20 protein-coding genes are annotated in these 19,052 nt (G+C 67.8%); 9 read left to right on the top strand and 11 right to left on the bottom strand.

What is annotated here, in order from left to right; genetic code table 11:
* Positions 1–43 precede the first annotated feature (43 nt).
* Positions 44–337, bottom strand: a complete 294-nt coding sequence (locus tag GQS65_RS06980; protein WP_158203947.1) for a DUF7344 domain-containing protein — start codon at positions 335–337, stop codon at positions 44–46.
* 165 nt (positions 338–502) lie between these two features.
* The gene (locus GQS65_RS06975; RefSeq protein ID WP_158203946.1) at positions 503–2,890 is read right to left on the bottom strand and encodes a PAS domain S-box protein; all 2,388 of its coding nucleotides are present in this window, start codon (positions 2,888–2,890) and stop codon (positions 503–505) included.
* Positions 2,891–3,088: 198 nt separating this feature from the next.
* On the opposite strand from GQS65_RS06975, the gene aceA reads away from it, so the two are divergent.
* The 7 genes from aceA (at position 3,089) to GQS65_RS06940 (ending at position 10,112) form a co-directional block, all read left to right on the top strand.
* Complete coding sequence (gene aceA / locus GQS65_RS06970; protein ID WP_158203945.1) at positions 3,089–4,153, top strand: isocitrate lyase; 1,065 nt, start codon at positions 3,089–3,091, stop codon at positions 4,151–4,153.
* A gap of 66 nt (positions 4,154–4,219) precedes the next feature.
* On the top strand, positions 4,220–5,521 hold the full coding sequence (gene aceB, locus GQS65_RS06965) for a malate synthase AceB (RefSeq protein WP_158203944.1): 1,302 nt from the start codon (positions 4,220–4,222) through the stop codon (positions 5,519–5,521).
* Between the two features lie 366 nt (positions 5,522–5,887).
* Complete coding sequence (locus GQS65_RS06960; RefSeq protein WP_158203943.1) at positions 5,888–6,841, top strand: oxidoreductase; 954 nt, start codon at positions 5,888–5,890, stop codon at positions 6,839–6,841.
* 112 nt (positions 6,842–6,953) lie between these two features.
* Positions 6,954–7,541, top strand: a complete 588-nt coding sequence (locus GQS65_RS06955) for a TetR/AcrR family transcriptional regulator (RefSeq protein WP_158203942.1) — start codon at positions 6,954–6,956, stop codon at positions 7,539–7,541.
* 674 nt (positions 7,542–8,215) lie between these two features.
* The gene (locus GQS65_RS06950) at positions 8,216–8,692 is read left to right on the top strand and encodes a hypothetical protein (RefSeq protein WP_368279913.1); all 477 of its coding nucleotides are present in this window, start codon (positions 8,216–8,218) and stop codon (positions 8,690–8,692) included.
* Between the two features lie 135 nt (positions 8,693–8,827).
* Complete coding sequence (locus tag GQS65_RS06945) at positions 8,828–9,523, top strand: metal-dependent hydrolase (protein ID WP_158203940.1); 696 nt, start codon at positions 8,828–8,830, stop codon at positions 9,521–9,523.
* Between the two features lie 94 nt (positions 9,524–9,617).
* Positions 9,618–10,112, top strand: coding sequence for a GNAT family N-acetyltransferase (locus GQS65_RS06940; protein WP_158203939.1), 495 nt, complete (start codon positions 9,618–9,620; stop codon positions 10,110–10,112).
* Here GQS65_RS06940 and GQS65_RS06935 read toward each other — a convergent pair.
* From GQS65_RS06935 to GQS65_RS06895, 9 genes are all read right to left on the bottom strand, one after another.
* Positions 10,097–10,720 (bottom strand): transporter, encoded by a 624-nt coding sequence (locus tag GQS65_RS06935; RefSeq protein WP_158203938.1) that lies wholly within the window; start codon positions 10,718–10,720, stop codon positions 10,097–10,099. The two genes, GQS65_RS06940 and GQS65_RS06935, sit on opposite strands and share 16 nt — an antisense overlap.
* A 110-nt stretch (positions 10,721–10,830) precedes the next feature.
* Positions 10,831–11,460: a GNAT family N-acetyltransferase gene (locus GQS65_RS06930; protein WP_158203937.1), complete on the bottom strand. Its 630-nt coding sequence runs from the start codon at positions 11,458–11,460 to the stop codon at positions 10,831–10,833.
* Positions 11,461–11,530: 70 nt separating this feature from the next.
* Positions 11,531–12,346: a class I SAM-dependent methyltransferase gene (locus GQS65_RS06925; RefSeq protein WP_158203936.1), complete on the bottom strand. Its 816-nt coding sequence runs from the start codon at positions 12,344–12,346 to the stop codon at positions 11,531–11,533.
* Entirely contained in the window at positions 12,343–13,434 is a 1,092-nt protein-coding gene (locus tag GQS65_RS06920; RefSeq protein WP_158203935.1) for a glycosyltransferase family 4 protein, read from the bottom strand. The genes GQS65_RS06925 and GQS65_RS06920 overlap by 4 nt, the downstream gene beginning before the upstream one ends.
* Positions 13,434–13,856 (bottom strand): 6-pyruvoyl trahydropterin synthase family protein, encoded by a 423-nt coding sequence (locus GQS65_RS06915; RefSeq protein ID WP_158203934.1) that lies wholly within the window; start codon positions 13,854–13,856, stop codon positions 13,434–13,436. Before GQS65_RS06915 ends, GQS65_RS06920 begins: the two co-directional genes overlap by 1 nt.
* A 95-nt stretch (positions 13,857–13,951) precedes the next feature.
* Positions 13,952–14,947, bottom strand: a complete 996-nt coding sequence (locus tag GQS65_RS06910) for a zinc-binding dehydrogenase (protein ID WP_158203933.1) — start codon at positions 14,945–14,947, stop codon at positions 13,952–13,954.
* Positions 14,944–15,354 (bottom strand): DoxX family protein, encoded by a 411-nt coding sequence (locus tag GQS65_RS06905; protein WP_158203932.1) that lies wholly within the window; start codon positions 15,352–15,354, stop codon positions 14,944–14,946. The genes GQS65_RS06910 and GQS65_RS06905 overlap by 4 nt, the downstream gene beginning before the upstream one ends.
* On the bottom strand, positions 15,351–16,160 hold the full coding sequence (locus tag GQS65_RS06900) for a CDP-alcohol phosphatidyltransferase family protein (protein WP_158203931.1): 810 nt from the start codon (positions 16,158–16,160) through the stop codon (positions 15,351–15,353). The genes GQS65_RS06905 and GQS65_RS06900 overlap by 4 nt, the downstream gene beginning before the upstream one ends.
* A complete protein-coding gene (locus GQS65_RS06895) occupies positions 16,157–16,879 on the bottom strand; it encodes an FkbM family methyltransferase (RefSeq protein WP_199268415.1) in 723 nt (240 codons plus the stop codon). Before GQS65_RS06895 ends, GQS65_RS06900 begins: the two co-directional genes overlap by 4 nt.
* A 127-nt stretch (positions 16,880–17,006) precedes the next feature.
* On the opposite strand from GQS65_RS06895, the gene GQS65_RS06890 reads away from it, so the two are divergent.
* Positions 17,007–18,449 (top strand): replication factor C large subunit, encoded by a 1,443-nt coding sequence (locus tag GQS65_RS06890; protein ID WP_158203929.1) that lies wholly within the window; start codon positions 17,007–17,009, stop codon positions 18,447–18,449.
* A gap of 198 nt (positions 18,450–18,647) precedes the next feature.
* Positions 18,648–18,980, top strand: coding sequence for a DUF5789 family protein (locus GQS65_RS06885; protein WP_158203928.1), 333 nt, complete (start codon positions 18,648–18,650; stop codon positions 18,978–18,980).
* The last annotated feature ends 72 nt before the right edge of the window (positions 18,981–19,052 follow it).

The raw sequence follows: 19,052 nt of genomic DNA, 5'->3' as shown, positions 1-19,052 counted from the left end.
GTGTCGACCCGCCCGGTGTCGGGAGTCGGGAGTCGGAGGGGTCTCAGCAGTCGACGCGGTCGGCGACGGTGTGTCCACGGTCGGTCAGGCCGACGGCGTCGTCGTCACGACGGACGAGGTCCGCGTCTTCGAGTTTCGGGAGGTGGACGTGGTGGAGGCGGATGTCGGCGTGCTGTGGGTCGCCGTCGTCGTCGGTGATGGCGACACGCAGGTCCTCGACGGCCACGCGGTCGGTGTCGGCGAGCACTCCGAGCAGGGTCCGGCGCTCGTCGTCGGCCACCAGTCGATAGATACGGTCGGTCTCCGGCGACGCGCGTGCCATCGACGTCCCTGCCATTCGTCGTCGCAGTCCGTTCTCTGCCATGCTGGCCGTACGTTCGACCGGACCTGCGTGAGTGCAGTGCCACGACTGTCGGAGGTACTTCAACTGCGAGCCACGGTATCGTGGTGTTCACTGCTGAACCGCCGTCACGGCGGTCGAACCACGTCGTTCGCCGGCCGGTCACTCGCTCTCCGGTTCGTACAGCACGCCGAGGAGTTTGCGTTCGGCGGCTCGGAGGTGCTGGGTGAACGTGCTCGCGGAGATGTCGAGCAGGTCGGCCACCTCCTGGCCGGAGTGGCGTCGCGGGCGCTCGAAGTAGCCGGCCTGGTACGCGGCTTCGAGCGTCGTCGCCTGTCGTTCGGTGAGTCGGTCGTCGAGTTCCGCTCGGAAGGCGTTCCGCGACTTGAGCGGCCGGTCACGTTCGCGGCGGGCGACGAGTCGGACTCCCGTAGCGACCCGCGAGAGGGTGTCGACGATACCTCGGACGTCGGCGCGTTCGGCCACGTCGACGAGGAGGGCGGTCTCCTCGCCGTCGGTGTAGAGGTCACGGACGGTCGCACCGCTCTCGACGAGTACCGGGACGAGCGTGTCGTCGTCGACGAGCACCTCCAGCAGGACGGCGTCGTCGACGGTGCCCGCGACGCTGGCGTGCTGAACCGTCTCGACGGACTCGGCGGCGACCAGCGCCGTCTCGTCGTCACAGCCCTCGACGGTCACCGAGAGGACGAACGTCCCGTCGGGTCGGCCCACGACGCCGTCGAGGACGACGTGACTCCCCGTCGCGCCGGCGAGCGCCGTGAACGGGGGTGCGTCCTCGACGGTCAACTCCAACTCGACGACGGCGTCGCTCACCAGTGCCCGCTTGCGTTCGGTCGCGGCGATGGCGTAGCCGACCGTCTCGCCCAGTTCCCTGAGGACGGCCCGTTCCTCCTCGTCGAACGCGTTCGGGCGGTCGGCGTAGATGTTGAGCACGCCGTACAGCGTCTCGCCGGAGACCAGTGGGACGGCGGCCGAGGAGCGGTAGCCACGTTCGAGCGCGTCCGCCCGCCACGGTGCGAAGTCGGGGTCCGCGTCGATGCGCTGGGCGACGCTCACCTCGCGGGTCCGGACGGCGCGGCCGGCCGGGCCGCGTCCGGTGTCGGCGTCGTCGACGGTGATGTCGATGTCGTCCAGATAGCCCGCCTCGACGCCGGCCGACGCGCGCGGGACGACCCGTCCGTCGACGCCGCTCCGGTCGCCGACCCACGCGAACCGGTAGGTCTCGGAGTCGGCGAGTCGGTCACAGACGCGCTGTTCGATGGTCTCGCGGCTCTCGGCGTCGACGAGCGACCGGAGTACCCCACGGATGACGCCGTTGATGCGGTCGAGTCGTTCGAGTTCGTCGCGCTGGCGTTCGAGCAACGCCTCGCGCTCGGTCCGCTCGGAGATGTCCCGTCCGATGCCGGTGAGGCCGACCACGTCGCCGTCGGCGTCGGTGACGGGTGCGCCCGTGAACTCGTAGGGGAGTTCCTCGCCGTCGCTGGTGAGCAGGTGGGACTCGACGGTGACGGACTCGCCCTCGTCGACGACCGCCGCGATGGCGGCCATGATACGGTCGTGGTCGCGTTCGGGGACGAACTCGAAGGCGGTCGTCCCCGCAATCTCCTCGTCGGTGTAGCCGGTGACGGCGTTCACCCGGTCGTTCCAGCGGAGTATCTCGCCGCCCTCGCCGACGGTGTAGAGGACGTCCGGGAGGCCGTCGAGGATGCTCTCGACGAACGCCCGTTCGTCCTCCAGGTCGTGCTCGTGGCGCTTGCGCTCCTCGATGTCTCGGAGGATGGCCAGTAGACGCCGTTCGCCGTCGATGGTGGCGAGTTTGAGCTGAATCTCGACCCACAGGACCGCCCCGGCGGCGGTCCGTGCACGGGCCTCGAACCGCTGTGGCTCGCCGTCGACGGCGTCGGCGATGTGGGTCCGTGCGCGCTCGCGTCCGGTCTCGTCGGCGGCGATGGTGATGTCCGCGAGCGAGCGGTCGAGGAGCGTCTCGCGGTCGTAACCGAGCATCTCGCAGAACCGCTGGTTCACGTCGTCGACCATCCCCGTCTCCGGGTGGTAGACGACGAGGCCGGCGTCGACCTTCTCGAACACCTCGCGGTAGTTGGTCTTCGCGCGACTCTCGGCGACCGCCGCCCGGACCCGGTCGGCGAGGCGTTCGTGACGAGCGACGTCGGCCGAGCGTCTGAGGTGGTCGGTCACGCCCGCGGAGACGGCCTCGTCGACCTCGCGGGGGGTCGCCTCCGAGAAGAGAATGACCGGGAGCGTCGGCCGGCGCTGGTGGATGCGGTCGACCAGCGCCGGGGCCGTCCCGTCCGGGAGGTCGTACCGACAGACGACGCAGTCGACGTCGTTGAGCACCACGAGGAGCGACTCGGCGTCGGGAATCGACCGGGCGTCGATGTCACCGGCGAGTTCGAGTCCGTTGACGACCAACTCGGCGAACGTCGAGTCGTCGTCGACGTACGCCACTTCGACGGTCGAGCGGGGACCTCCCAGCCGTGGCGCGGTGTCCATCTCGCCGTTCTCTCGCATTGTCTCAGCGCTACGCAGTCACCCGATTAAATGGCTCCGGCCGTCGTGACGGTCACCCGACCGGTATACTCCCTCGGTGTGCGTACTAGGGCGTAATAGGCAATAATAGACTATTATCATTATCAATCATAACAGTTTTTACCCGGAATGTGGCAGGGATGGATACGTCGCGTGGAGCGGCCACGCGTAGACCAAGCCATGAAGGATTCACAGGACAAGGTTGCGAGTCGGGTGCGAAGCACCGAATCGAGCATCAGAGACGTCGACAACACGGCGGGCCGGGAGTTCCGCGAACTGCTGAACGACGAACCGTACGTCTTCGCACCGGGACTGTATCACGCGCTGGACGCTCGCCTCGCGGAGATGGCCGGGCACGACGCCGTCTACATGAGCGGCTACTCGACCGTGCTGGGGCAGTTCGGGTTCCCGGACCTGGAGATGGTCACCATGACCGAGATGGTCGAGAACGCAAAGCGCATCGTCGAGGCGACGAACCTCCCCGTGGTCGCGGACTGTGACACCGGGTACGGCGGCGTCCACAACGTCCGCCGGGCCGTCCGCGAGTACGAGAAGGCCGGCGTCGCCGCCGTCCACATCGAAGACCAGACGTCGCCCAAGCGCTGTGGGCACATCGCGGGCAAGCGAATCGTCTCGCGTGACGAGGCCGTCTCGCGCTTTTCGGCCGCCGTCGACGCCAAGCAGAGCGAGGACACGGTCATCATCGCCCGGACGGACGCCTACGGGTCGTCGAACGGCGACTGGGAGGAGCACCTCGAACGCGGCCGCCTGTACGCCGACGCGGGCGTCGACCTCGTCTGGCCGGAGATGCCCGACCCCTCCCGGGAGGACGCCGTCAACTACGCCGAGACGCTCCACGAGACCCACCCCGATATCGACCTGGCGTTCAACTACTCCTCCAGTTTCGCCTGGAGCGAGGAGGAGGACCCGCTCACGTTCGCGGAACTGGGTGACCTCGGCTACAAGTACATCTTCGTGACGCTGTACGCCCTGCACTCCGGTGCGCACGCGGTCTACGAGGACATGAAGAACGTCGCCGAGAACGCCGAACAGGGTCAGATGGACCTCGAAGGCCGCTACCTCGGCCACGAGACCGAGAGCCACCACCAGCTCTCCTTTGTCCCGCGCTACCAGGACATCGAGGCGCAGTTCGACCCCGAGGCCAGCGAGCGCATGGAGAAGTCCGCCGGCTTCAGCGAGGACCGCTCGGAGCCGCTGACCTCGAACTCGAACGACGACGACTGAACGATACGCGGCCAGTACTGCCCTTACTTCAATGCCTATTCCAGTTCCCCACAGAGTCGATTACACATGACCGAGCGTAGACACCAGCGAAAGTTCGTGCGGACGTTCTTCACCTCGCCGACCGCGTTGCAGGGCGAGGAGGACTCCGCGAAGATGATTCGACGTGCAGCCCAACTCCGCGGCCTGCAAGCGCCCGACGTCTGGGTGCCGGACAACGAGGACGCCACCGCCCCCTCGATGCGCGACGAGGGCGCACGGAACATCGTCGAGGTGGTCGCCGAACACGGCGCGGAGTTCCCCGGCGAGATCCACCCACGAATCGTCTGGCACCGTGACAGCCCCGCGACGCGCTATCAGGGCTTCCAGCACATGCTCGACATCGCCGACCCCGAGAACGGTGCGGGCGAGCACATCGACGGCTTCGTCATCCCCGAGGTCGGCGACATCGACGACTGGAAGAAGGCCGACGAGTTCTTCACCATCGTCGAGACCGAACACGGCCTCGAAGAGGGGTCGCTGAAGATGTCGGTCATCGTCGAGAGCGGCGAAGCCGAACTCGCCATGGGGAAACTCCGCGACGAGATGGGGAAGGCCACGAACAACCTCGAACGACTGTTCTTGCTCGTCGACGGCGAGGTCGACTACACCAAGGACATGCGCGGGATGACCCCGACCGGGAAGCTCCCGCCGTGGCCCGAACTCCGCCACAACACCTCCCGTGGCGCGAGTGCGACCGGCTGTATCGCCGTCGACGGCCCGTTCGACGACATCCGCGACGTCGAGGGCTACCGCGAGCGCATGACCGAGAACCACGCCAAGGGGATGCTCGGCATCTGGTCGCTCACCCCGGGGCAGGTCGTCGAAGCGAACACCCACCCGCTCCCGCCCAAAGAGGGCAGTTGGCACCTCACCGTCGGCGACCAGCAGGCCGACCTGACCGACGAGGACGGCGTGCAGGTCTACGAGGGTGACCGCCTCTCGCTCGAAGAGAGCGGCGGCGAGTACACGCTCCGCACCCCGAGCGGCGAGCAGACGCTCGACGAGGACGACCTGCGCGAGGAACTGCTCGGCATGGCCGAGTACGTCCCGAGTATGGACGACATCGTCGACTCCATGGAGGAGTTCGAGGCCGCCCGCGACGCCGGCACCGGTGCCATCGCCATGGAGCAGGCGGCGACCATCCGCATCGACGACGTCGAGGTCGACATCTCGAACGACCGCATGTGGGACGAGGCGACCTACCAGGCCGCGATGACGCCCATCGCGCTGTTCCAAGACGTCTACGAGAACCGCCCCGACCAGCACGAGGAACTCGCCGAGCTGTACGGGGAAAGCGTCGTGGAGCGCGCGTCGAACGTCGGGAAGTAAACGAACCGTCTCGGTAGTCGATTCCTTCGGTTTATTCTACCATCGTCAGCCGTGGTGCAGCCGTTAGACCCGTGCCGGGAGTCTAACGACACAACTCCTGCCAGATTGGGTGCATACCGTCTACCGGTCTGCTTCATACCGAGGGTGTATCTTGCACCTGACCCCTGTCGGCATCTCTTTTATCCTGCCTAATTTTGCGCGATAGGAACCCGATGATGAATAGTGGCGAAAGCCTAACTTTCTCTGACTACTAGACGTACTCTGATTTCCGGCATCGGCATCGGTATATACTGATGGCGTAGTAGAGCAGTTTGTTGAACGTTCAATCAACATGGCGTTGAAACTCCGTTCGACAGAAAACCGACAATGGCAATTACGAAATGGGTAGCAGATGAGATGCCCGACCTGAACGGCAAGACGGCGATCGTCACGGGAGCGAACAGCGGTCTCGGCTACGAGATCACCAAGGCACTCGCGGCCAAGGGCGCACACGTCGTCATGGCGTGCCGAAGTATGGACCGAGCGCGTGACGCTGAGTCGAGAATCGAGCGGACTGTCGATGACCCGTCCCTGTCGATCATGGAACTCGACCTCGCCGATCTCTCGTCCGTTCGGGAGTTCGCGTCGGCGTTCGAATCGGAGTACGACAGACTCGACATCCTCGTCAACAACGCCGGCGTCTCGATGCCGCCATACTCGACGACAGCGGACGGCTTCGAGTTACAGATCGGAGTGAACTTCCTCGGCCACTTCGCGCTCACTGGCCATCTCCTCGATACGATCACCGCAACATCCGGCGCACGGATCGTCTCGCTGAGCAGCGGTGGGGCCCATCTGGGGAGTATCGACCTCGGGAGTTTCCGTGGCGACGAACAATCGTACAGTCGATGGAGCGCGTACACACAGAGCAAGCTTGCGATGAGCCAGTTCGCGGTCGAACTCCAGCGTCGATTTAACCGCGATGGGAACGATACGAAGTCGTTCGCGGCACATCCCGGTTGGTCGGACACGAACCTCCCGCGACACTCCCCCGTCGCCATCCCCGATTTCGTGTTGAATCGAGTCTCGATGCCCGCCGAACAGGGCGCACTGCCGACGCTCTACGCGGCGACCGACCCGGAGGCGATCGGTGGGGCCCACTACGGTCCCGACGGATTTCTCGAGATGTCGGGCTATCCGGAACTCGCAACGCTCCCCTCCGGAGTGAAAGACAGACAGACGGCAAAGCGGCTCTGGACGGCCGCCGAAGAACTAACTGGCGTTCGATACCCCTCTGAGAACGCTGACACGACGACTGTCTCCGAACCAGCCGAAGCCTGAGTATATCGAACGGTGGTCGGTAATCACGGCACCATATCCGGACGTAGATGAGACTGATACGCTTGACCGACGACATGACCGACAACTATCGATTCGACGGAGGAGAAAAACCATGACGAAGGCGACGAAACAGCGCATCATTGAGGCGGCGTTCGACGCACTGGCTACTCACGGCTATGCGGACCTCTCGATCAAGGCCATCGGCGAGGAACTGGGCCAAAGCCCCTCGCTCATCTACTATCACTTCGAGGACAAGGACGACCTGATATTGGCACTCCTCGATTTTCACATCGAGGGGTTCACCGAACAGTATATCGAAGGCTCGACGGCCGATCCGGAAACGAAGCTCAGACAGCTGGTAGAGAAATTCCTCCCGGAAGAGGTGTCTGCCGATGAGTTGGAGTTACTCTCTGTCTACGCCGAGCTACGGGCACAGGCTGCTCGCAACGACGAGTACCGTGAAAAGGTCACTTGGATAGATGACCTCCTCGTCGAGACTGTCGCTACCTTCATCGACGAAGGAATCGAGAGCGGGCAGTTTCAGGTGGTCGAGTCCGATGTCGTGGCAGAGCACATCGTTGCGTTGTTGTTGCATGGACAGTACGCTCGGGCGACAACCGATCGAGAGGATACGGTTCCTGTCCTTCGAACGGTCGTTGACGATCTCATCAGCAGAGACCTGCTTGGTGCCACCAGCTGATACGTTACAGTGACATTGGAACCTCTCATCTATGCCATGACAGGTAAAGTATCTGGACTTTCGGTCGACAAGCTGGAGGGTGTAATCCGACTCTGCGGTCGACACCGACGTCACGGCGGAGCGGTCTGAACGCTGCTCGAGATCGTCGCCAGTGGTTTTTGCCGGGCTGTGGAGCAGGCGAGATGAGCAGGAGTAAGGGGTTTGTGAAAGCGTCTCTCGCAACTACACGGGTTGCACGGCGAGAAGAGCACTATTCCGACGCCAAACAGATCGCGCTAATTAGCGCGATCGCTGTGTAAGATACGCGCTCTGTATACTGCACGCCAAAACTGGAAGAAATACGAGAGATCGAATTCCCTGACGATAGACCCACGCTCTCTGTCTATCGATGCCGGCAAGCGACGAACCGGCTTCGATTCGGTGCAGCCGACGAGTCGGTGAACGTCGTTCCCGGAATCGCTCTCGAACGAGTTCACCGTTCGCCGGGCAGATGCCTTCGAGTGTTCGGTCAGAACTATGACCGAGTACGAGCAGTGTCACGCATGCGACGACCGAACGCGGTTTTCCGACCCGTCGAGCGATATGCGGACGCCGTCTCTCCCAGAACTCACGGTGTCGTCGCCCTCGTCTCGTTCTGCACCTTCGTCGGGGTGATCGCTCTGGGATTCGTCCCGGTGACACGCCGAATCGAGACGTCCGGGTACTCCACCTCGGAGTTACAGGACGCGACGACCCGAACGGAGGTGGACACGATACTGCTGGCGCTGGAGCCGGTCGTGGACTCCGTGATGCTCCTGTCGGCTCTCGACTACCTCTTCGTTCTGGCCGGACTGTTCCTGTTCTTCTCGCTCCACTCGCTCGCCCTGAACACGCTGGAAGGCCACGCCAAACTGGCTCTGGTCCCGAAGGTCGGGATGGTCGTGACCGTCTTCTCTCGACTCTTCGACTCCCTGGAGAACCTCTGGGTCGTCCTGATCTACACGAACCCCGACGACTACGCGACCATCCTCATCGACCTGATGAACGCCTCCGAAACGGTGAAGTGGGCACTCGTCGGGGTCGAGTATCCAACGCTTGGACTGGCCATCGTCCTTGCACTGGTGGTCCGGTTCACGTCACTGTTCGATGGGCACTCCGTACGCCTACGGTGAGGAGTTCGGACCCCCGTCGCTGACACGACCGGAGGTGACGGACCCACGCGCTGCCTCTGACGACCGAACCCTTCCGTCACTCCTCGCGCCCACTCCATCCACAACACCCATTATCGCCAGCCCGAAGCGTGTGGTATGCCATCGCTCGTCGTCCACGTCGCGCTCGCGGGTCTCGTCGGGGCGGCGCTCCTCGGGCACCGGTTCGACCGGCGGTCGATCCTGCTGATCCTCGCGGTCCCCATCGTCCCCGACCTCGACGCCTTCGGCGGCTTTCTCGTCCCCGGCACCCACCGCGCGCTGTTGCACACGCTGTTGATTCCCCTGACCGGAGCACTCCTGCTCTACTACGACACCCGGCGTCGAGAGGAGTCGTGGGTCCGTGGTCGCTACGGGGGGCGTGGCGTCCACGTCGCGTGGGTCGCTATCGTCGTCTACGTCTTCGCCGGCATCGGCCCCGACCTGTTCACGACGTTCGGTGCGAACCCGTTCTACCCGCTGCACGACCAGTTCTACGTCATCACGGGTCGACTCCAGTACTCGACGACCGTCGGGTGGGAACAGACGTTCGTCGAACTGAACCCCGGTGCGGAGTCCGGGGCGGACGCGTCCGGTGGCGGTGGTGGGAGTCCGGCGGTCGACGCCGGTCAGCGCGGGTCGACGAAGGAGGTCCACGTCAACACCGGCATCGACCCGAGTCGGGGGAGAGAACCCGCGGACGTCGAGCGCATCTTCCCCATCGCCCAGACCGGGTGGCAACTCCTGCTCGTGCTCACCTCCGCGGCGGTGCTGACCGGGACGTTCGTCGAGCGGCGACTCACCCGGCGGGACTGACTCGCCGGCGATCACACACGACTCCGAGCCGTCGGTCGAGTCGCTCCCCCGCCGGGACCGAACCGGCTTTGCGCCGGCCGGGAGTGGCACGCTCATGACCGACACGACGGTTCGGAGCTACGACCACGAGGGCGACTGGCCGGGGCTGTGGGACCTCAAAGCGGCCTTCGAGCGCGAACTCGGCGGGGCGAACGAGGCGAAAGCCGAGACCTACGACGCGAAACTCACCGAGGAGTATCGTGCGGGCTACCGTGGCTGGGTCGGGGACTGCGTCTCGCGGGACCCCGACTGCATCACGGTGGTCGAGGCCGAGGGTGACCTCGTGGGGTACGTCTTCGTCCTCCCGGCCGACCTCGCGTACATCTGGGACGCCGCCGTGCTCAACGAACTGTTCCTCGCGCCCGACCACCGGGGGAGCGGTCTGGCCACGGACCTGCTCGACCGGGCGGTCGCGCACGCTCGGAGCCAGCGACTCCCGCTGGACCGACTCGTCCTCGACGTGGACCCGAAGAACGGCCGGGCAGCACGCGTCTACGAACGCTACGGCTTCGAGCCGTGGGGCGAGATGGTCGCCTACGACCTCGACTGAGCCGGTGTCGACTGACCGGTCTCCTCCGAGCGGACGAGTCCGACGACCGCACCGGCGACCGACCCGACGACGAGCGGGTACGCGAACCCGGCGAGCAACAGTGCGGAGACGAGTGCGGGGGCCGCGCGGACGTCGCCGCCGAGCGAGTGCGCGGTGAGGAGCGCGAAGACGGCGGTCACGAGGAGGTAGCCGACGACCGCGCCCGCGCCACCGACTGCACCGGAGCCGGCGTCACGAGCGCCGGAGACGGCGACGGCCACCGCGACGACTACGAGGAGCACCACGACCGGGACGAGGTAGAGCAGCGCCGCGCTGCCTCCCTCGCTCTCGGCGATGAGGTCGTAGGTCTGCGTGCCGCCGGGGAGTCCGGTGATGCGCAGGACGACCGTGTGGGCGTTGAGGTAGAGCCACCCGACGGCCTTCCAGGTCGGAATCTCGTTTCCGCCGACGACCCCGACGAACGTGTTGAGGTCCGACAGCGCCCGTTCGACCTGCCGGGACGCCGCGAGGTGGGTCAGAGCGTACCCGAGTAGCCACGCGACCGCACCGCCGACGCCGCCGCTCACGACGGTCGATACCAGCGACCGGTCCGACGAGTGTGTGGACATAGCCGACGCGAAGCAATCCCGACGTATCAGCGTGGTGGCTACGTGTCGCCCCGGTGACGGTGCCACGGTGCCACGATTCGAGGGTCCCGTGACGTCCGCTCGACCGGTCGTTACGACTCCACGCCGAACCGGACGCCGTGGTCCTCGCCGACGGCCGCACGCCACTCCTCGCGGGCGACGGAGTAGCGGACGTGGTCGAGGACGCCCCCGCCGTGCCCGACGGCGGCGTGGCGGAACGTGCCCTCGCGTCGGCCGCCGAAGCGGTCGACGTACTTCTCGATGGCCCGGCGCGAGGCGTCGTTCGCGGGGTCGTGGGTCACCGCGACGACGTCCAGGTCGAGACGGTCGAACGCCAGCGCGAGCAGCGCACCCGCCCGTTCGCCGGAGTAGCCACGACCCCACAGCGGCGGTTTGAGCCAGAGACCGAGCGTACCGAGACGGCGCTCCCAGTCGACCGTGAGACCCGTCGCACCGCCGAACTCGCCCGCGTTCGCCTCCCCGTCGCGCGGTCGGACGACGTACGTCGCCACCTCGCCCTCGGCCCACTGCGACTCGACCATCGTGACGAAGTCGCGGGTCACCTTCGGCGTCTCGTGGGGGTCCCACGTCAGGTGTCGCGTCACCTCGTCGATGCCCGGCGCGTCGGTCCGAGCGTGGTCGTACAGGTCCCACAGGTCGTCGCTCGTCAGCCGTTCGAGTCTGAGCCGTTCGGTTTCGACGGAGTGAGGGAAGAGGGTCATGCTCGAGTCGACGGCCGACCGGAGAAAAAGCGTTCGGCGACCGTGAGAGGTCGTGCCGTACGGGAGTCGGTCAGTGTTCGAGTGGTGCCGACAGCCTCACGAGCACGTCGAGGTTGTGTGCGACGTAGGCCAACTCACCTGCCGCCAGCGTGTCGCGGCGGGCGGTGAGCCACGCGCTCAGTACCCCGTTCTCGACGGGGTCGAACCCCGTCAGCGCCTCCTCGACGGTGTCGAGGATGGCGGCGAGGAACCGTGTCTCACCCTCGTGGTACGGTGGGTGGACGTGCCAGTCGCTCGGCGCGACGGCCAGCGTGTCGCAGTCCGACCGGGAGAGGGCGGCCAGCAGTCGGCGGCCCCCCGCCGGCGACCCGTCGCGGGCGGTCATGTGGTCGTGGTACCAGCCGAGGACTCGCTCGTCGTCGGGCCGTGGCGGCGAGAACAGCGTGACACCGTCGAACGTCACCGGCGCGTAGAGCAGGCCACCAGGGGCGAGCGTCGCCAGCGCGTCCAGCGCCCGGTCGCCGTCGAGCAGGTCCAGGACGGCGGCGGCGACACAGGCGTCGTACCGTCGGTCCGTCCCGTCCGCGAACGCGAGCAGGTCGTCCGCGACGAACGTCGTCTCGACGGGCACGTCGGCGAGTCGTTCGCGGGCCGTCGCCACGAGGGCGGCGTCCGCGTCGAGGAGCGTGTAGCGCGTCCCTGCGGGCACCAGGTCCCACTCCTGCAGGCGGTCGAGCATCGTCCCGACGCCGCCGCCCACGTCGAGCAGTCGCGGTTCGGCCGGGAGGCCGTCGACGAACCGTTCGAGGGTGGCCCGGTCGATAGCCCGGTCGTCGACGCCGCGTTTGGCGAGCAGGTAGCCGACGGGAGGCCCGCCGGCGGTCACGGCGACACCTCTTCGGCCGGTCGGTCGCGTGGCGGTGTGTCCCCGGCCGCGACCCGTTCGAGCACCGTCCGGAACGTCGCCATCCGGTCGTCCCACGACGGCGCGGTCTCGAACGTCCCGCGGGCGACGACGCCCATCCGCGCCAGTCGCTCGCGGTCGGTCGCCAGCGTGTCGAGGCGGGCGGCGAGCGACTCCGGGTCGTCCGGGTCGACGAGGAAGCCGTCCGCGCCGTCGGTGACGAACTCCGGTGGGCCGCCGGCGGTGGTAGCGAGAGCGGGGAGACCGAACCCCATCGCCTCCAGCGCGGCGATGCCGAACGGTTCGTAGCGCGAGGGGAGTGCGAAGACGTGCGCGCGCCGCAGGTGGCCGGCGACGGTCCCGTCCTCGACTCGACCCGTCAGCGTCACTCGGTCGGAGACGCCCCGCCGAGCGGCCGATTGTCGCACCGCGCGGACGAACGCGGGGTCGCCCGTCGTGTCTCCCATCGCGGTGAGTCGCCAGTCGGTGTCGAGACGGGCCAGTGCGGCGACGAGCGTGTCCAGTCCCTTCCGTGGGACGACGCTACCGAGCGTGGCGACCCGCAGCGGACCCTCGTGAGCACGTCGCCGAATCGCCGCCGCGTCGACGCTGGTCGGTGCGAAGCGGTCGCCAGCGGGCGGAACGACGCTCGTCGGTCGGTCCGCGAGGTCGGTGACGGCTCGCCGTGTCGCGTCGCTCGTCGCCACGACGTGGTCCACGTGGCCGAGATACCGGCGTTCGAGCAGGCGGGCGCTCCGGCGGTGCGGGTCGCTCGGGTCGGCCCCTCGCAGGAGGTGGACGAGGGCGACGCGTGGGACGTCCGGCGCGACGCCGACCAGCGACGGGTGGGCGAGTTCGTCCTCGACGAGGACGTCGAACGGGCGGGCGAGCGCCCGGCGGAGGCGTGGACGGAGGGAGTCGACGACGCGACGCCGGTAGCCGCCGGTCGGCAGCGAGACGACGGTGACGCGGTCACCCGCCTCGTGGAGGTGCGAGACGAGTCGCCGGTCGTAGCAGTACCCCCCCGAGACGGTGTCGAGCGACCCCGGAACGACGAGACCGACGTGCATCAGTCCGTCCGGCGCTCCGTCGCGTCGTCCTCTGGTCTACCGTCGCCGAAGGGGGCGTGGTAGGCGACGCTCGCCACGTCGTCCTCCTCGACGGTGACGACCAGTTCCTCGACGCCAGGGGCGTCGAGAGCTTCGACCAGCGCCTCGTGGACCCGTCGTGCGAGCAGTTCGACGCTCGGGTTGCGGTCGAGGAACCCCGCGCGGTCGTTGAGCGTCGTGTCGCGGTAGTCGTCGGCGACGGCCGCCAGCGCCGCTCGCGCGTCGTCGATGTCGAGCAGGTAGTCGTGCTCGCCGAGCGTGGGCCCGCGGAACTCGGCGTGGGCCGTGAACTGGTGGGCGTGCAGGTCACCCTCGGGGCCGGGGTCGGGGACCGTCAGGACGTGCTGGGCGACGAACGCTTCCGTCACCGTGACCGTGTACATACCGCTCGTTACGTCGCTCGCGGTATCAACCCCCAGTCGTCGACCCGACAGTCGCCGTCCGGATCGTCGACCGGCGACTCGTCGATGCTCGCGGCTCAGTCGTGAGTCAGGAGTACGCCGACCGCCTCCTCGGGGCGCTCGTCGAGCAGGCGGTACGCCCGCGGTGCGTCCGAGACGGGGATTCGGTGGGTGAGCAGGCGGTCGACGGGGAGGCTCCGAATCGCGTCCCACGCGGCACTCCAGCGTCGTTCGCGGTCCCAGCGCCCACGCAGGTCGGGGGCGATGGTGCTGACCTGGCTGCTCCGTATCTCGATGCGGTCGCGGTGGAACGACCCGCCGAGCGCGAGGTTCGCGCGCTTGGTGCCGTACCACGACCCGACGAGGACACGTCCGCCGTAGCCCGTCGCGTCGATGGCCTCGTCCAGCGCGTCGGGGTCGCCGCTCACCTCGACGGCGAGGTCCACCCCCTCGGGGAACCGCTCGGCGAGCGTCCCGTCGACGGGTGCCTCGACGGTCTCGCTCGCGCCGAAGCGCTCCGCGAGCGCCCGGCGCTGCCCGTAGCAGTCGGCGGCGACCACCGTCGTCAGTGCCGTCTCTGCGAGGAGGCCGGTCGTCAGGAGGCCGACGACCCCCTGTCCGAACACGACGATGCGCTCGCCGACACGGGGTGTGGCGTCGAGCGCGAACGTGAGCGCCGTCTCTACACTGGCGAGGAGGGCCGCCTCGTCGCTCGGCACGTCCTCGGGGACGGGTACCACGTCGTCGACGGGGGCAACGACGTGCTCGCCGTGGGGGGCGTAGGCGAACACCCGACGGTCGAGCCACTTCGAGTCGACGCCGTCGCCGACGGCCTCGACGCGGCCGACGGTGGCGTAGCCGTACGACAGCGGGTACGAGCGGTCCCCGTCGAGCGCGCCCAGCGTCTCGCCGTCCTCGGTCGGAACGGTCCCGCGGTAGACGAGCAGTTCGGTGCCGGGACTGACCGCCGACACCGCGGCGCGGACCAGCACCTCGCCGGTGTCGGGCGTCGGTGTCGGGCGGTCCTCGACCCGAACCTCGGACGGGGCGACGAAGCGGACGCGACGACTCATCGACCACCTCGGTCGGAGTCGGTCCCCGGCGACGGCATCCGCCGCTCGACGGCGGGCGACCACAGCGAGTACGGCCCCGTCCCCAGTGCGAGGACGACGAGCGCCCCCGCCAGCACGGCGAGGTTCGCGGGGTTCGGTGCGCCGGCGACGACGGCCACGAGCATGTTCACGACGAGCGGTACCGCGAGCAGTCGGCCCGCGACACCGAGGCCGACGCCGACCAGCGCGGCGAGTTCGACGGCCGCCGAGAGGGCGACGAGGAGGCCGGGAGCGGGCAGACCGAGGCTCTCGAAGAAGGCGACCTGCCCGCCGTAGTCCAGCACCTTCCCCACCGCCGGCCCGGCGAGGACCACTACCACCACCGCACGGGCGAGCAGCGAGAGGGCGCTGCGAGCGGCGACGTTCATACCGGCCGTTGGGCCGCCGACTGCTTAACGTCCCGACTCGTGACGGCCCGGTAGTCCAGAGAGAACCCGACGACGAACGGCGTCATCGCCACGGTGGCGACGAGCGTCGTCACGGGCGGGCCGACGACGGGAGCGAGCGCGGCCGCCGTCACGACCATCTGGAGCGCCGCCAGCGGCCGCCGGACGCGACTCGGCGGGAGCGTCCCGACGTGGAGTCCGCGGCGACGACGCCACCACAGTCCAGCGACGTAGCAGTACCGGGCCGCGCCGACGGCGAGAAACCAGACGGGGAGCGTCCCGAGCGCGACACCGAGGCCGCCCGCGACGAGCAGTCCGGCGGCGTCGACGGCCGTGTCGAGGCGCGTCCCGAGCACGGAGGTCCGGTCGCGGGCACGGGCGACCGGACCGTCCAGAACGTCGAGGAGCACGACGCTTCCGTACAGGAGCGCCGGGAGCCAGCCGGGATTCGGGACGGCGAACAGTCCCGCGAGTACCGCGAGGAGCAGTCCTCGCCCCGTCGTCAGCGCGTTGGCGAGTCCGAACGTCGCGTAGCGGGCGGGGGGCAGCGCGCTCCCCTCGCCGGCGTCGACCGGTCGGTTCCGGTCGAGGAGGAGACGGACGTAGGCGAGCAGTGCGACGGCGACCACGCCGGCGAGCAGCGCCCACCACAGGCCCGTCGAGTCCGTCATCCGCTGGGCGACGAGCGTGGCCCCGAGCACGAGCGCGAGGAGTGCGACCCCGACCCACGCCAGCCACGTTCGACGGACACGGTCGGGGACCGACGGCCGGCGGTCGACCTCGCTCACGGCCGACACACCCAGCAGTCGCCGTACGGGTCGACGGCGTAGCCGAACGCGACGAGTTCGGCGCGGAGTTCGCGGTCGGTGCCGTGTGGTTCGACGACGACCAGCGGTCGGTGCTCGCGGAGCGTCCGTTCGGCCCCGCGGAGTGCCGCGAGTTCCGCACCCTCGACGTCGAGTTTCAGTGCGTCCGGTGGTGGGAGGTCGTCGACCAGCGTGTCGAGGCGAGCGACCCGTCTGTCGACGCGTTCGACGACCCGCGCCCCCCACCGGGTCGCCGCCGTCTCGTCGAACGCCGACCCTTTCGGGGCCGACGAGCGGTAGAACGTCGCCGTCCCGTCGCGGTCACCGAGGCCACAGTCGTGGACCGTCACCCGCGACTCGACGCCGGTCGCCGACCGGTTCGCCCGGAGGCGCTCGGCGGCGACGGGGTCGGGTTCGACCGCGTGGACGGTTCGGCCGGCCGCCGCCAGCGGGAGGGCGTACTCGCCGACGTGTGCGCCGGCGTCGACGACGACGGCGTCGTCGGGCAGCGTCCCGAGCGCCGCCAGTCCGGAGTCGTCGCCGTGGCTGTTCCACGGTTCGTAGCTCCGATACGGGCCGGCGACGGTGCGTTTCGTCGTCGCCACCCCGTAGGCGTAGTTCAGCGACGCCGCCCGGTGGTACAGGCCGAGGCCGGTTCGGCGTGCTCGGTCGGTCGACCGCCGGGTGAGTGAGACGGACACTGAGACAGACACGGGCGGCAGGCTGTTCGGTGTTTCGCCGAACTGTCGTGTCCGGGAGGACGCGGCAGCCGACGCTGACGGCCGGCGCTCCGAAACCATTACCCGCCGCTCCGACCACGAGACGGTAATGGCTGACTGGACGGAGACGTACCGGCCGACGACGCTGGCGGAGGTCCGGGGGAACGACAAGGCCCGCAAGGCGCTCCACCAGTGGGCGAAGTCGTGGGACGACCACCGGCAGGCGGTCATCGTCCACGGGTCGCCGGGCGTCGGCAAGACCAGCGCCGCTCACGCGCTCGCCAACGACATGGGCTGGCCGACCATCGAACTGAACGCGAGCGACCAGCGCACGAAAGCCGACATCGAGCAGTACGCCGGCGGTGCGGCGATGAACCGGTCGCTCTCGGGGACGGGTCGCCAACTCATCATCCTCGACGAGGCGGACAACATCCACGGCAACGCCGACCGGGGCGGGTCGGGGGCCATCACGAAACTCGTCAAGGAGGCCGAACAGCCGATGGTGCTCATCGCCAACGAGTTCTACGACATGTCCAACGGCCTCCGGAACGCCTGTGAGGACATCGAGTTCCGCGACGTCTCGGTGCGCTCTATCGTCCCCGTCCTCCGGGACATCTGCCGGAAGGAGGACCTCCAGTACGAACCCGACGCGCTCGACGCTATCGCGGAGGCGAACTCGGGGGACCTGCGCGGGGCGGTCAAGGACCTGCAAGCGACCGCCGAGGGCCGCGAGAAGGTCCGCAAGGAGGACGTGACGGCGGGCGGCCGCGACAAGACGGAGGGCATCTTCCAGTTGCTCGACGCGGTGTTCAAAGAGGAGGACGCCGAGGGCGCACTGAAGTTCTCCTACGACGTCGACGAGACGCCCGACGACATGGTGAACTGGATCGAGGACAACCTCCCGAAAGACTACCACGGCACCGAACTCGCCGACGCCTACGGCTTCCTCGCCAACGCCGACCGCTGGCTGGGTCGGGTCCGGGCGACGCAGAACTACTCCTACTGGCGCTACGCGAGCGACAACATGACCGCCGGCGTCGCCGCCGCACGCTCCGGACAGAAAGGCGGGTGGACACGCTACGGCCCACCGAGCTACTGGCGCAAACTCGGCAGTTCGCGCGCCTCGCGGGACAAACGCGACTACGTCGCTCGACACATCGCCGAGACGGGCGGGATGTCGATGGCCAGCGCCCGCAAGCAGGTGCTGCCGTACCTCGAAGTGATGACCCACCACTGCAAGAACCGCGAGTTGACGGTGCGGATGGCCGCGGCCTACGAGCTGGAGGCGAAACACGTCGCGTTCGTCACCGGCAGTGGCGAGGACACGAACAAGGTCCAGTCCATCGTCGAGGACGCCCAGCAGTTACGCGAGGAGGCGGCCGTCGAGCACTCCGACGGCGCGTTCGCGGGCGGTGAGTTCGACGACGAGGACGCCGAGGCGGAACTGGACGAAGCGACGAACGACGACGCGAACGCGACCGATACCGAATCGGAAGACCCGGACGGAGAGGAGAGCGGCGACCAGCAGTCGGGGCTGGCCGACTTCTACTGACGGCACACGTCGTCGAGGGCGTCGGTCGGACGGACGATACATGCTGGCTGGCGGACGCCTGGCGACGGACTGTGTCGCGAGTGTACCGCTGTTCGAGCGGCCGAGCCGAGGTAGTCCACGCGAACGTCAATCGGGCGGGTGAGAGTTGCTCAAAGGGATGCCTGCACCGTTATGTGAACGGCTCTCGTATAGGAGGAGATGACGAACAGCGAGCAGAAACGAGACGGCCGAGCGGACGACGAAGAGCGACGCCAGCCAGAGCGGAGACGAGAGAAGGTACGTGATTACGCCGATGAAGACCAGCCGATGCCTGGCGACCCAGAAGGGCGACTTGGTGACCTGGACGAGGCACTCGAAACGCAGGCGTATCCGACCACGACGACGGAGTTGGTCGAGACCTACGGCGACTACGAAGTCGAGACCCAAGACGGGGTGAAACCCCTCGGAGAAGTCCTCGCTTCGACGGACGATCAGACGTTCGCCTCCGCCGACGACGTTCGAAGTCGGGTTCTGGGCCTGATACACCGCTGAAGAGGGAAACAGAACCGAACAGAGCGGCTACGACATATGTCACATATCGGAACGGTCGCGCGACGGTCGCCA

It is taken from the genome of Halomarina oriensis (assembly GCF_009791395.1).
GTDB lineage: Archaea > Halobacteriota > Halobacteria > Halobacteriales > Haloarculaceae > Halomarina > Halomarina oriensis.
This window is presented reverse-complemented; position numbering and strand designations above follow the sequence as displayed.

Bases quoted from the DNA above. Each gene is read 5' to 3' on its own strand.
- GQS65_RS06945 (WP_158203940.1), top strand. From the start codon at position 8,828: ATGCCATCGCTCGTCGTCCACGTCGCGCTCGCGGGTCTCGTCGGGGCG.
- GQS65_RS06920 (WP_158203935.1), bottom strand. From the start codon at position 13,434: ATGCACGTCGGTCTCGTCGTTCCGGGGTCGCTCGACACCGTCTCGGGG.
- GQS65_RS06980 (WP_158203947.1), bottom strand. From the start codon at position 337: ATGGCAGGGACGTCGATGGCACGCGCGTCGCCGGAGACCGACCGTATC.
- GQS65_RS06975 (WP_158203946.1), bottom strand. From the start codon at position 2,890: ATGCGAGAGAACGGCGAGATGGACACCGCGCCACGGCTGGGAGGTCCC.
- GQS65_RS06905 (WP_158203932.1), bottom strand. From the start codon at position 15,354: ATGAACGTCGCCGCTCGCAGCGCCCTCTCGCTGCTCGCCCGTGCGGTG.
- GQS65_RS06940 (WP_158203939.1), top strand. From the start codon at position 9,618: ATGACCGACACGACGGTTCGGAGCTACGACCACGAGGGCGACTGGCCG.
- GQS65_RS06910 (WP_158203933.1), bottom strand. From the start codon at position 14,947: ATGAGTCGTCGCGTCCGCTTCGTCGCCCCGTCCGAGGTTCGGGTCGAG.
- GQS65_RS06955 (WP_158203942.1), top strand. From the start codon at position 6,954: ATGACGAAGGCGACGAAACAGCGCATCATTGAGGCGGCGTTCGACGCA.
- GQS65_RS06915 (WP_158203934.1), bottom strand. From the start codon at position 13,856: ATGTACACGGTCACGGTGACGGAAGCGTTCGTCGCCCAGCACGTCCTG.
- aceB (WP_158203944.1), top strand. From the start codon at position 4,220: ATGACCGAGCGTAGACACCAGCGAAAGTTCGTGCGGACGTTCTTCACC.
- GQS65_RS06930 (WP_158203937.1), bottom strand. From the start codon at position 11,460: ATGACCCTCTTCCCTCACTCCGTCGAAACCGAACGGCTCAGACTCGAA.
- GQS65_RS06890 (WP_158203929.1), top strand. From the start codon at position 17,007: ATGGCTGACTGGACGGAGACGTACCGGCCGACGACGCTGGCGGAGGTC.
- GQS65_RS06885 (WP_158203928.1), top strand. From the start codon at position 18,648: ATGACGAACAGCGAGCAGAAACGAGACGGCCGAGCGGACGACGAAGAG.
- GQS65_RS06960 (WP_158203943.1), top strand. From the start codon at position 5,888: ATGGCAATTACGAAATGGGTAGCAGATGAGATGCCCGACCTGAACGGC.
- GQS65_RS06935 (WP_158203938.1), bottom strand. From the start codon at position 10,720: ATGTCCACACACTCGTCGGACCGGTCGCTGGTATCGACCGTCGTGAGC.
- aceA (WP_158203945.1), top strand. From the start codon at position 3,089: ATGAAGGATTCACAGGACAAGGTTGCGAGTCGGGTGCGAAGCACCGAA.